Annotated in this window: 9 protein-coding genes and 1 pseudogene; 2 read left to right on the plus strand and 8 right to left on the minus strand. The window is 72.9% G+C overall.

What is annotated here, in order from left to right:
• Positions 1 to 381 (minus strand): annotated as a pseudogene (locus tag AB0M88_RS32780) (hypothetical protein); the annotation flags it as partial.
• 454 nt (positions 382 to 835) lie between these two features.
• Here AB0M88_RS32780 and ugpC point away from each other — a divergent pair.
• The gene (gene ugpC / locus AB0M88_RS32785) at positions 836 to 1,921 is read left to right on the plus strand and encodes a sn-glycerol-3-phosphate ABC transporter ATP-binding protein UgpC (protein WP_364109246.1); all 1,086 of its coding nucleotides are present in this window, start codon (positions 836 to 838) and stop codon (positions 1,919 to 1,921) included.
• Between the two features lie 202 nt (positions 1,922 to 2,123).
• Positions 2,124 to 2,948: an EamA family transporter gene (locus tag AB0M88_RS32790; RefSeq protein WP_364109248.1), complete on the plus strand. Its 825-nt coding sequence runs from the start codon at positions 2,124 to 2,126 to the stop codon at positions 2,946 to 2,948.
• Between the two features lies 1 nt (position 2,949).
• On the opposite strand, the gene AB0M88_RS32795 is transcribed toward AB0M88_RS32790, so the two are convergent.
• The 7 genes from AB0M88_RS32795 to AB0M88_RS32825 form a co-directional block, all read right to left on the minus strand.
• Entirely contained in the window at positions 2,950 to 3,216 is a 267-nt protein-coding gene (locus AB0M88_RS32795; protein ID WP_364109250.1) for a hypothetical protein, read from the minus strand.
• 36 nt (positions 3,217 to 3,252) lie between these two features.
• Positions 3,253 to 4,848, minus strand: coding sequence for an MFS transporter (locus AB0M88_RS32800; RefSeq protein WP_364109252.1), 1,596 nt, complete (start codon positions 4,846 to 4,848; stop codon positions 3,253 to 3,255).
• Between the two features lie 118 nt (positions 4,849 to 4,966).
• Positions 4,967 to 6,493 (minus strand): GGDEF domain-containing protein, encoded by a 1,527-nt coding sequence (locus tag AB0M88_RS32805; RefSeq protein ID WP_364109254.1) that lies wholly within the window; start codon positions 6,491 to 6,493, stop codon positions 4,967 to 4,969.
• 113 nt (positions 6,494 to 6,606) lie between these two features.
• Positions 6,607 to 8,316: an ABC transporter ATP-binding protein gene (locus tag AB0M88_RS32810; RefSeq protein WP_364109257.1), complete on the minus strand. Its 1,710-nt coding sequence runs from the start codon at positions 8,314 to 8,316 to the stop codon at positions 6,607 to 6,609.
• Positions 8,313 to 9,884, minus strand: a complete 1,572-nt coding sequence (locus AB0M88_RS32815; protein WP_364109259.1) for an ABC transporter ATP-binding protein — start codon at positions 9,882 to 9,884, stop codon at positions 8,313 to 8,315. The genes AB0M88_RS32810 and AB0M88_RS32815 overlap by 4 nt, the downstream gene beginning before the upstream one ends.
• A gap of 225 nt (positions 9,885 to 10,109) precedes the next feature.
• A complete protein-coding gene (locus AB0M88_RS32820) occupies positions 10,110 to 11,357 on the minus strand; it encodes an FAD-dependent oxidoreductase (protein ID WP_364109262.1) in 1,248 nt (415 codons plus the stop codon).
• A gap of 64 nt (positions 11,358 to 11,421) precedes the next feature.
• Entirely contained in the window at positions 11,422 to 11,751 is a 330-nt protein-coding gene (locus tag AB0M88_RS32825; protein ID WP_364109264.1) for a metalloregulator ArsR/SmtB family transcription factor, read from the minus strand.
• Between the last annotated feature and the right edge of the window lie 388 nt (positions 11,752 to 12,139).

Genomic DNA, 12,139 nt, shown 5'->3' on the forward strand with positions numbered 1-12,139 from the left:
GACCGGCTGCGGCAACTCCACACTGTCGAAGAAATACGTGCCACCCACCACCCCGGCACCCAACAAGATGACCACCACCGCCGCGGCCGCGGTCAGAATGTTGGTCCGCCGACGCCGCTTGGCCAGCTTCTTACCGCAGGAACCGCCCGGGCCGCCGGAGCCGCCCGGCCGGCCGGATTCGCCGGGCTCGCCGGAACCGCCCGGCCCGCCCGGCCGGCTGGATTCGCCGGGCTCGCCGGAACCGCCCGGCCCGCCGAAGCTGCCTGATCCACCCGGGCCGGGTGCGCCGCCGCTGGGGCGCACCGCCGCGCGGGCCGCCGCTGGCCGGCCGCCGGCGCCGCCGCCGACCGGGGCGCGGCCGGCCGGTCGGGTGGCGCCCACTGATGCGCTGCCGACCGCACCACCCCCGGCCGGCGGCCCCGAATGTCGAGCGGGAGCGGGCTCGGGCATAGGGCGGGGCACCCGGGCCCGGGCCCGCGCGGACCCCGGATCGCTGTCGCCGGCGGGGCGAGTCGGTTGCATGGTGCCTAGACGGTGACAACCATCGGAAAGGGTTGCCGCCGAGCCGTGTGGCATGGGTCACACTGCCGGGGAGAGCCGCCGAGAATCGACCTCTTGGGCCGGCGACGACGAGCCCATTCCTGGAGCGATGATCGGCGTGACGCCTGCACGCAAACCGGGATGTCTGGTGCGGCAGGTGACGGATGCCTCGCTCCCCGTAGGGTCCGGCTGATCCCCGTGGCCGGGGCCGTTGTGTGATCCATGACATCTCTTCTGGTCGCCGGGGTGATCTCGTTCCTACGGTTCAGGTAGCGGACGAAAGGAAGTCGCGCACATGGCCACTGTCGCTTACGACCACGCCTCCCGGATCTATGCCGGAACCGAGCGCCCCGCGGTCGACGAACTCACCCTGGACATCGAGGAGGGTGAGTTTCTTGTTCTGGTCGGCCCCTCCGGTTCCGGCAAGTCGACCGCCCTGCGCATGCTCGCCGGTCTGGAGGATGTCGACCGTGGTCGCATCCTGATCGGCGGCAACGACGTCACCAACCTGCCTCCGAAGGCGCGGGACATCGCGATGGTGTTCCAGAACTACGCGCTCTACCCGCACATGACGGTGTACGAGAACATGGCGTTCGCCCTCAAGCTGCGCCACACCAGCAAGGCCGACATCGACCGCCGGGTCAAGGAGGCGGCGGCGCTTCTGCAGCTGGAGGAATATCTGCAGCGCAAGCCGAAGGCGCTCTCGGGTGGCCAGCGTCAGCGGGTCGCGATGGGCCGGGCGATCGTACGTGAGCCGCAGGTCTTCCTCATGGACGAGCCGCTCTCCAACCTCGATGCGAAGCTGCGGGTGCAGACCCGTTCGCAGATCGCGACCCTGCAGGCCAAGCTCGGTGTCACCACGGTTTACGTGACGCACGACCAGGTCGAGGCCATGACGATGGGTCACCGGGTGGCGGTTCTGCGCGACGGCTTGCTGCAGCAGGTCGACACCCCGCGCACCCTGTACGACACCCCGGGCAACGTCTTCGTCGCCGGCTTCATCGGCTCGCCGGCGATGAACCTCAAGACCGTGCTGATCACCGAGACCGGGGCCGACTTCGGCCCGCTGGCCGTACCTCTGACGCGGGAGCAGGTCGCCGCGGCCGAGGGTGGCGACGGCAAGATCACGGTCGGCTTCCGGCCCGAGGAGACCGACCTGGTCACCGAGGGTGATGCCGGGCTGCCGCTCGAGGTCGACCTGGTCGAGGACCTCGGCTCGGACGTCAACGTCTACGGTCACACGCTGCTGGAGGGCTCCGACGAGCGGTTCGTCGTCCGGACCACCCGGCACCACCAGCCGAACCTCGGCGAGACCGTCTACGTCAAGCCGCAGACCGGCGAGGTGCACCTCTTCAACGCCGGCACCGGCGAGCGCATCTGAAGCAATGTCGGCACCGGCGAGCGCGTCTGAAACAGCGCCGGCACCGGCGAGCGCGTCTGATACAGCGCCGGCACCGGCGGACAACTTCTGAGCGCCGGGCGGATTAGGCCGGTCGGAGGGCCGCTTACGGGCGACTGACCGGGCCCTTCGCCGTCGGCATGATCGGCCGTATGGGTGCTGACGGCGGAAGCCGCTGAGCGGCGTGGGATGGGTGTTGGCGGCGGCCCTCGGGGCCGCCGCCGGATGGGGGACGTCGGACTTCCTGGCCGGGGTGCTCGGCCGGCGGATGCCGGTGCTGACGATCCTGATCGGGTCGAACCTGGCCGCCATGGTGCTGGCGCTGCTGGTCGTCGCGGTGCGCGGGGTCGCGCCGGTGTGGGACGGGCGGGTCTGGCCCGCGGTCGTGGCCGGGTTCCTGGGGCTGCCGGCGATGGGCCTGCTCTATCGGGCGATGCGGGACGGCTCGGCGGCGGTGGTGGCACCGGTCGCCGCGGTCGCCGCTCTGGTGCCGGTCGGCTGGGGTCTGCTGCACGGCGAGCGGCTCGGGCTGGGGGCCGGGCTCGGGGTGGCGTGCGGGCTGGCCGGGGTCACCCTGGCGAGCTGGCCGGTGCCGGGTGGGCAGAGACCGCGTACGCAGCGGCTGGCCAACCTGTGCGCGCTCGGGGCGGCGCTCGGGTTCGGAGCCTATTTCGTCCTGTTGCACGAGGCGGGCGCGGCCGACCAGCTGTGGGCGATCACCTTCGCGCGGATCACCGAGGGCCTCATCGGACTGGTTCTGGCGGTGCTGATCCGGCCCAAGTTGCGGCTCCGGGTTCCGGTCCTGGCCGTCGGCGTGTCCGATGTGCTGGCCGACGCGGCCTTTGTCGCCTCGGCCGCGGAGGCGCTCACTCCCGCGGCCGTCGTGGCGTCGCTCTATCCGGCGGTCACGCTGATGCTCAACCGGTCGTTTCTCCGCGAGCGCCTGCACACCGTCCACCTCTACGGCGTGATCGCGGCCGTCCTCTCGGTGGCGTGTCTGGCCCGATGACTCAGGCCGGCGACTGGGTCTGGGCGTAGGCGACGTAGTCACGGAGCCGGCGGACGTCCGGGACTTCCCGCAGGATCGGGGTCGTGGACGGCTCGTCGGCCCAGACGTGCCGGCTCTGTCGGCGGCCGACGGTGAAGACGTCGGCGAAGCCGGGAAACGTGGGCGAACGCCAGGCTGCCCGAGCCGTCCGGCCGCTCGGCGACGACCGGTGGCCGCGACGGCCGGCCCTCCAGAGGATGCGTTCGCCCGGCCGGAGAGAGGTGTCCACGCCTGCATGGATCCGCGGCGCAAGCTCCGCGGAGTCTCAGGCCGGGCGCAGGTCGGCGCCCTCGGCCGGGTCGTAACCGACGGCGAGGATCCGGTCGGCCTGCAGATAGATCGACAGGTCGGCGGCCACGTGGTGCTGGCTCGCCGTCCGGGTGACCGCGATGGTCAGCGCGCCGGCATCGACGTATTCGCCGAGGACGAGCGCATCGCGGCCGAGCCGGTCGGGGTGTTCGTCGACCGGCACCGCGACGACCCGGTATCGGGGCAGGCGGGCGCGGAGACCGGCGGCCAGGCCGGCCGCGCTGAGGCCGAGCATTCCCAGGTCGTCGACCCCGTAGACGACGACCAGTTCGTCGCTGGTGGCCAGCTCGGCGAGCCCGGCCACCACCGCCGCGGCACCGACCCGGGTGTCCGCCTCGCCGAGGACCGCCACGGTCGTCGCGGTCGGGCTGAGAGCGGGGCGGAACCCGACCGCGAGACCCAGGCCGACGCGGAGGTCACGGGTCTGGACGTACCGGGCCGCCACGAGCAGCGCCGCCGCCACCACGACCCAGCCCGGGGCGTACGAGTGGGTCAGCCCCTGCAGGCCGGCGAACAGCAGCGGCGGGACGAGCGCGCCGAGGGCACCGGCGGCGCCGGTCGCGCCCATCACCGCGCCGACGCTGTAGGGCCGCGCGGCCTTGCCGATCAGCGCGAGCAGGGCGCCACCGGCCAGGCCGTCGCAGACGGCGATCCCGGTGATCGCCGTGACCGCGAGCCACGACGGTGGCGCCGGCGCGACGACCAGGCACAGGACCGCGGCGATGCCGTACCAGATCACCAGCCGCCGGGCGGTCGGGTGGCGATCGGCCCGCCATCCGCCGACCAGCCGGGCGGCGGCGGCCAGAGTGACCACCGCTCCGGTGATCGCCAAGGCGGGGGTCCATCCGATGTGCAGCGCGGTGGCCAGATAGACCGGGAGGAACACCGAGATCGACAGCATGCCGCTCAGCGCGAGAACGTAGAGCAGCGTTACCGACGAGGTCGAGGCGAGCCGGGTCAGCGCCGCGCACTCCCGCAGCGGCGAACTCGTGCGATCGACCCCGGCGGGCTCCCGGATCAGCGTCGCCACCAGCCCGGCGAAGGTCACCAGCAACCCGGCGAGCACCAGGGCGGTCAGCCGCCCGTCGCGGTCGACGAGCCAGGAGACGGCGGACAAGATCACGGCGAGTGCCACCCCGAGCCCGAACACCCCCAGGTCGCGGCCGCGCCGGCCGTACGGAGACATCCGCGCGACGAGGGCGGCCCCCACGACGAACGCGGAGCTCGCCGTTCCGGCCGCGGTGCCGGCGACGACGGCCAACGGCAACGAGCCGGCCAGGCCGAGACCGGCCGCCGACGCGGCGGCCACCAGGCTGATGGCGGGAAACATCACGCGTACGCCGTACCGGTCGGTGAGGACGCCCACCGGCAACCGCACCAGCGCCGCCACCAGCACCGGCAGCGCGATCAGGACGACGTATCGATCGGGCGTGACGCCGAACCGCTCGTGCAGGTGCGGACCGAGAAGTATCGAGGCTCTCAGATTCAACCCCAGGCCGATGGTCACGAGCAGCAGCGTGACCATCGCACGCGGCCCCTTCGACAAGATCATCGCCACCCCTCGATCCGATCAGGACGGCCCACGCCCATCCAATCAGCCCCGGCCGCCGGATCCAAGCGCGTACCCGAACGAATTAGCACAGGTGGCCGACCGGCGGGGGCCGCCCGGCCTACGCCACCACGCGGTCGCGGCCGGTGCGTTTGGCCACGTAGAGGTTGTGGTCGGCCGCGGCGAGAAGCGCCCGCGCGGTCGTGCCGCCGGCCGCGGTGGTGACGCCGACGCTGCTCGTCACCGGCAGCACGCCGGTGATCGTCGCCCACGGGAAGTCGTGGATCACCCGCCGCACGTGCTCGCAGTGGAGCGCGGCGGCGGGCGCGTCGAGACCGGGCAGGATCAGCAGGAACTCCTCCCCGCCCAGCCGGGCCGCCACCGCGGGGCCGGTCGTGCGGTCCTGCAGGAGCCGGCCGAGCTGCTGGAGCACCGCGTCGCCGGTCGCGTGGGACAGCGTGTCGTTGATCTGTTTGAAGTGGTCGAGGTCGAGGATCGCCACCGACAGGGTGTCGCCGCGCGCGAGGATCTTCGGGAGCTGCTCGTCGACGTAGCGGCGGTTGTAGAGGCCGGTCAGCGCGTCCCGGTGGGCCATCTCGCGGAACTGCTCGGTGGCCTGGCGGGCCTCGTTGGCCTCGAAGATCGCCTGCATCGCGCGGGCGCGGGCCTCCCGCTGGGTGCTCTGCAGCGTCGACAGGCTGTCCTGGTAGCGCAACTGCTCCTCGTAGGCGTCCTTGTACCGGCCGGCCGCCGCGAACAGCGCCGCCTGTTCCCGGCGGACCTGCGCGCGCGCCCGGGCCAGGCCGCTGCGCTCGCACACCTCGACCGCCCGGTCGAGCGCGACCTGGGCCGCCGCCGGCCGGTCGCTGAGCCGGCGGGCCTCGGCCAGCGTGAGTAGGCACTCCGCCGCGCCGTCTCCGTCCGCGTCGAGGACCGTGCCGTCGAGCACCCCGGCGAGCGTGGCCTCGAGCGTGGTGTATCGCCCGGACATCAGCTCGACCCGCGCGATCGTGTCGAGCTCCTTCGCGGTCAGCGCACGGCCGCGGGCGGCCACCTCGCGCATCCGCGCCGCCAGCACGCTCGCCGCCGGTTCGTCGCCCGCCTCGTACGCGTTGAAGGTCATGTTGTTGAGCGCCCGCAGGGCGAGCCCGTCGTCGCCGATCTCGGCCGCGATGCGCAGCACCTCGCGGTAGCGCGACTCGCCCTCGTCGAACGAACCGATGTCGTCCAGGGTGCAGGCCAGCATGATCAGGTGCCGGCCACGGACCGCCGGCGCCGCCTCCGGCGGCAGCTTCGCCACCCCCTGTACGCCGTGGACCAGCGCTTCCGGGAAGTCCCCGAGCAGGCGGTAGAAGTTGGCCAGCACGCGGTGGGCGCGCGCCTCCACATAGGGCCGGCCGTGTTTCTCCGCCCACTCCTGGGTCTGGTGCGCGCTGTGCCCGCCCGGCCCGAGGTGCCCCTCGCGCAGCAGCACGTCGGCGACGAGCATGTCGCAGCGGCGCACCGCCTCCTCGTCGCCGGCCTGGGCGGCGCGCACCCGCAACTCGGCCGCCCGCAGCCGGATCTCGGCGAACTCGTCGATCCACCGGCCGCCCTCGAGTTCGACCAGGAGCGCGCGGTCGTCGCGAACTGCCACGTCCGCCGTCATTCGCACCTCCCTGCGCTTCCGAGCCGAGGCGCGTCTCGATCATCCCGCACGACGGGTCCCACCCGGGGGACAACGCGGTTGCGGTCGAGTTGCCACCCACCGTAGCGCCCGGCTCAGCCGTGCCACTGCCGCCAGAGGGCCGCGTACGGCCCGTCGCGCGTGATCAGGTCGTCGTGGGTGCCCAGCTCGATGATGCGGCCGGCGTCCATCACCGCGATCCGGTCGGCGTCGTGGGCGGTCTGCAGGCGGTGGGCGATGGCGATGACCGTACGGTTGTGCAGCACCGCCGCCAGCGCCCGTTCCGCCGCCCGGGCCGCCCGCGGGTCGAGCAGCGCGGTCGCCTCGTCGAGGATCACCGTGTGCGGGTCGGCGAGCAGCACCCGGGCGAGCGCCAGCTGCTGCGCCTGGGCACCGGTCGGCGGGTTTTCCCCCAGGTCGGCGTCGAGGTCGGACGCCCAATCCGCGCCGACCGTACGCAAAGCCTCGCGTAGGCGATCGTCGGGCGCCGCCACCATCAGGTTGTCGCGCAGCGACTCCCGGAACACGTGGTGCTCCTGGGTGACCAGCACGACCTGCCGGCGCAGCAGGTCCGGGGGAAGGTCGGCCACCGCGACACCGCCCACGGTCACCGTGCCGGCCGGCGGGCGGTCGATCCCGGCCAGCAGCCGGCCGAGGGTCGACTTGCCGGCCCCGGAGAGCCCGACGATCGCCAGCCGCTCACCCGGCTGCACGGTCAGGTTCACGTCGTGCAGCACATCCGGGCCACCCGGGTACGCATATCGGACGCCCTCCACCGAAATGCGGTCGTCGGCCGGGAGGGAAGAGGAGGAAACGGGGCCGGGCGGCACCGCGGCGAGCCCCTCGATCCGGGCGAACGAGGCGCTGCTGCTCTGCAGCTGCTCGAGCCAGATCAGCATGGTGTCCATCGGGCCGACCAGTTGGCGCAGATAGAGCGTGGCCGCGGCGACCGTGCCCAGCGTGACCCGCCCGTCGAAGTAGAGCAGCCCGCCGACCAGCAGCACGAACACGACCGGGACGTTGTACGACCCCTCGGTCACCGGGAAATAGACCGACCGCAGCCGGAGCGTGGCCAGCCGGCTGCGCTTGGTCCGCGCGATCGCCGCCCGCCCCACCGCCAGCCGCGACTCGTGCAGCCGGAACGCCTCGATCGTGCGCGCCCCGGCCGTGGTCGCGGCCAACTCCTCGGCCAGTTCCGAGTTGGCCGCGCCCTCTTCGAGGTAGGCGTCGCGCGCCCGGCGCAGGTACCAGCGGCCGACCAGGATGATGCCGGAGAGCCCGAGCAGGCCGGCCAGGCCGAGCAGCGGATCGAGCACGAGCACGGCGCCGACCAGGAACAACCCCTGCATGCCGGCCACGAAGACGGTGGGCAGCACGTCGCGCAGCGTGCCCGCGACCGCGTCCACGTCGGTCGTGCCGCGGGCGGCCAGGTCACCCGGCGGCACCCGCTCGACCACCGAGGCCGGCAGCGCCAGCGCGCGGGACAGGAAACCGGTGCGGATGCGGGCCGCCGAGCGCTCACCGAACCGGTAGCCGAGCAGCAAGGCCCACCGCGCGAGTAGCGTCTGGGCGAACGCGCACGCCAGCACGGCCCCGGCCAGCAGATCGATGCGGTCGCCGCGGTTCGGGCCGGTGACGTCGTCGATGATCCGGCCGAGAAGATAGGGCGCACCGAGGGCGGCCAGCGCGGACAGCACGTTGAGCAGCAGCGTGAAACCGACGGCCCGCCGGTCGGCGGCGAGCAGGCGGCCGGCGGCCCTCGCCACCTCCCGGGTGGCGGCGATCGGGAGGGTGGTCGCGCTCATCGCGCCTCCTCGGCCGCCGAGAACGTACGGCTGACCAGGTCGCGATAGCCCGAGTCGTGTTCCAGCAGGTCCCGATGGGTGCCGGAGGCCGCGATCCGCCCGTCGACCACGTAGTGCACGACGTCGGCCCGGTCGAGCAGCACCGGTGACGTGGTGGCCAGCACCGTGCCGCGCCCGGCCCGGGCGGTGGTCAGCCGCTCGGCGATCGCGGCCTCGGTGTGCGCGTCGACCGCCGAGGTGGGCTCGGCCGCGAGCAGCATCTCGGGGTCGGCGAGCAGCGCCCGGGCCAGCCGGACCCGCTGCCGCTGCCCGCCCGAGAGGTTGCGGCCGTCCCGCTCGATGTGGTGGTCGAGACCGGCCACGTCGCCGGCGACCGCGGCGGTGATCGCCCGCTGGATCGCCTCGTCGCCCGCCGCGGTGCGACCCGCGACGACGTCGCGCAGCGTGCCCGAGAACAGGTCGGCCTCGTGGTCGGCGACCAGGATCCGCGCGCGGACCGGGGCCTTCGCCACCCCGGCCAGCGGGTAGGGGCCCCAGGTGGCTTCGGTCTCGCCGTAGCGGCCGAGCCGGTCGAGGATCGCCGCCGTGTCCTGCGGACGGGCCGAGGCGAGCACGGTCAGCCGGCCCGGCTCGGCGACCACACCGGACTCCGGGTCGCGCAGGACGGCCGGCGAATCGGGGGCTGGGCCGTCGCCCGGCGGCTCCAGCGGCAGCCGCAGGAACGTGACGATCCGGCGGGCCGCGACCACGCCACGGCTCACGTCGCCGGCGCTGAAAATGAACATCCACGTGGGAACGACGAGGATCGCCACGTACCCGTAAACCGCGACCAGTTCCCCGACCGTGAGGTCACCCCGCACCGTGAGCCGCGCGGCGAGCCAGGTGACCGCGGCCAGGAAGATGGTCGGCAGGCCGTCACCCAGCGCGGAGATCCAGCTCAGCACGCCGCCGACCCGGTAGCCCTCGGCCCGCACGGTCTCCGACTCGGCGGTGTAGCGGCGCAGATGGGCCGGTTTGCCGCCGAGGCCGTTGAGGATGCGCAGCCCGCCGAGCACGTCGACCAGGCGGGTGGCGAGCCGGCCCTGGCGCTCCCGGTATTCGCCGCCGGCGTTGTTCAGCCGGCTCATCAGGGGCCCGAGCAGCACCCCGAGCACCACCACTCCACCGGAGGTGACCAGGGCGATCACGCCGGAGATGTGCAGCAGGAGAGCCAGCACGACCACGTACGCGACCAGCGCGCCCACCCCCGGACCCGTCACCGTCAAGGCCCGCGCGACCAGCCACACGTCCCCGATGCCGATGGTGACCACCTCACCGGCGGTGATCCGCCGGGGGAGCGCCGACCCCAGCCCGACCGCGTGCGCCATCACCGCGTCGGCCGTGCGCAGCGCACCGTCCAGCCGGATCCGGGTCATCGTGCGGTGCCGCATGATGCCGAGCACCGCGTTGGCCATGCCGACCACGAAGATCGCGCCGGCCCAGGCGACCAGCGGGCCCGGGTGCCGCGGCCGCAGGCCGCGGTCGATCGCCTGCGAGATCAGGTACGGCGTGACGGCGAGACTGATCATCCAAAGGGAACTCCAGAGCGAGCCGAGACCGATCCGTCCCTTCTGTCGCCACGCCAGCCAACCTAGATATCGCCACGGCCCCCGTGTCCACATCCGCCCATCATGTCCGATGAGCGAGCCGTCCTCGACCCGGTTATTCGCCGGCCCACAGGAGGATCTCGTTGTGCGGAAGGCGGTCATTCCTGGTCGGGCCGGCGTTTGGTCGGCCTCGGCGCGCCGGCACCGTCAGCTACAGCAGCCGTCGCCACTCCCGATCGGGTTGCTGTCGCAGACACCGGTCTCGGGCAGGTCGAGGCGAACCTCCCGGGCGGCTTCCCAGTCGCCGGCCAGCGCGGCGACGACCGAGCGGGCCTGCTCGTACCCGGTAGCCAGCAGGAAGGTCGGCGCCCGCCCGTAGCTCTTGACGCCGATCGCGTAGTAGTGCGATTCCGGATGGGTGAGTTCGGCGACGCCGTGCGGCGGCACCGTCCCGCAGGAGTGCTCGTTCGGGTCGATGAGCGGGGCCAGAGCACGGGTCGAACCGACGATCGGGTCGAGGTCGAGGCGCAGCTCGGAGGCGAGCGTGTGGTCGGGCCGGAAACCGGTGGCCGAGACGATCCGGTCGACGGTGATCTCGCGGGTGCCGTCGGAGACCACGACGCCGTCCGGCCCAGGGCTGACGCGCTGGATGCCGAATCCGGTCATCAGCTCGATCGCGCCGGACTCGACGCTCTCTCGCAGCCGGGTTCCCAGGGCGCCGCGGGCGGGCAGCGCGTCGCCGGTCCCGCCGCCGTAGGCCCGGGCCGGGCTCGCCGCCCGGATCGCCCAGGTCACCGTGGTTCCTGAACCCAGCTCGGCGAGCGCGAGCAAGGTATTCGCGGCCGAGTGCCCGGCGCCGACGACAAGAACCCGCGACCCCGTGAATCGGTCACGGTCGCGGCCCAGGACGTCCGGCAAAGAGCTTTCGACGTACGCGGCGGCGGCGGTTTCGCCGTGTGCCGGGATGCCGGAGGCGCCGAGAACGTTGGGCGTCCGCCAGGTTCCGGAGGCGTCGATGACCGCGCGGGCGACCAGGTCCTCGCCGTCGGCAAGCCGGATCAGGAACGGCGTCTCGTCCCGGCCGGTGCCGCGCAGCCGGTCCAGCCCGAGCCGGGTGACCGCGGCGACCCGCGTTCCGTACCGGATGTTGTCCTTCAGGACCGGCAGGTCGGCCAGCGGCTGCAGGTAGTCGTCGGCCAGTTGGGCGCCGGTGGGCAGCCTGTCGTCGCCGGGGCGGGCCCAGCCGGTGTCGGCGAGCAGCCGTGCTGCCGCGGCGTCGATGTCGAATCGCCAGGGCGAGAACAGGCGTACGTGTCCCCACTCCCGGATCGCGGCGGCCGGGCTGTCGCCGGCTTCCAGGACGACGAACGGCAGACGGCGTTCGGCGAGATGCGCCGCGGCGGCCAGGCCGACAGGTCCGGCACCGATCACGGCGACCGTCAAGGTGGCGTTCACGGAGAGACTCCTTCAGAGGACGATGAGGCTTCGGCGTCCGCGGTTGGCTTCGGGCGCACCCTGATCAGCAGCTCCCGATCAGGCTCGGGGCGGGATGGCCCATGACGATGTCGGCGGCGGACGGGAAGCCATCGACGCAGCGACTGTTGATGCGATAGTGCCGGGCCGTGCCGACCGCTTCGACCAGCACGAATCGCACGTCGGCGAGAATCTTGAGGTGCTGCGAGACGGTCGACTGGGCCAGGCCGGCCGCGGTGACGATCTCGCCCACCGCCATCGGCCGGTTCTGCCGGGCGAGATATTCGACGATCTGCACCCGGGACGGGTCGGCGAGGGCCCGGAACCAGGAGGCGTACGTCTCCGCGGTCGTACGGTCGAGCAGGTCGGCCATCATCCACCAACTTCATCGTCTATCGCCGATCAACGATGAAACTGTAGCCGGCGCCAGGTGTGGCATCACCTGCCGTCCGAACGCCAGCCGCCTGTGGCCGGTGGCGTCCTGCCACGTCGACTCGGGCGCCGCGTAGAGTTCGGCTGGGGTGGTCATCCGCAACAGCCCTGACCGGCCGCGACCGCCTCCGTCTTCGCCACGCTCGCACAACACGAGTTTTCGGCCGACGCCTCGGCGCTGCTGCCACAGCACGGGCTGGAATTCGCCGCCTGGGGCCCCGGCGTGGTGGCCACCGCGGTGCTGCCGCAACAGCCGCCTGCGCTGGACACGGCGGGCGCGGCCGCCGGATCCGTAGCGAAACCACCCTGCGCGGCCCTGTCTTCGGTCATCG

The organism is Actinoplanes sp. NPDC051411 (genome assembly GCF_040682075.1).
Classification (GTDB): domain Bacteria; phylum Actinomycetota; class Actinomycetes; order Mycobacteriales; family Micromonosporaceae; genus Actinoplanes.